The sequence below is a fragment of the Frankia sp. Mgl5 genome (genome assembly GCF_023242985.1).
GTDB lineage: Bacteria > Actinomycetota > Actinomycetes > Frankiales > Frankiaceae > Parafrankia > Parafrankia soli.
The window spans coordinates 1-280 of the sequence record NZ_JALKFY010000088.1 but is presented as its reverse complement, the minus strand read 5'-3'; the positions used below and the strand labels follow the sequence as shown (position 1 = coordinate 280).

Below are 280 nucleotides of genomic sequence, written 5' to 3'. Positions count from 1 at the left end.
CCGGAAAAGTGTTGACCCGCTTATGGAAGGACGGCGTGTTTCAGCAACTGCTGACGGATGATGATCCTGTTCACATCCCTGCAAAGGATGAGATCGGCTTGGGCAAGCGGGTAGCAATCGCCATCCGCAAAGGCACAGATGTGCTTGGCTACATCTGGGCCCAGGAAGTAAACAGGCCGATCAACAGGGAGGACGATGAAATTCTGCGGCAGGCTGCCCGTGCGGCCGTTTCCCGGCTGGTTCAGCGGCAAGGAAAACGCAAAGCGGAAGAGCAGAGGAG

At 57.1% G+C, this 280-nt stretch carries 1 pseudogene; it reads left to right on the top strand.

Annotation, left to right across the window (positions count from 1 at the left end):
* A pseudogene (locus MXD62_RS08490) lies at nucleotides 1-280 on the top strand (PucR family transcriptional regulator); the annotation flags it as partial.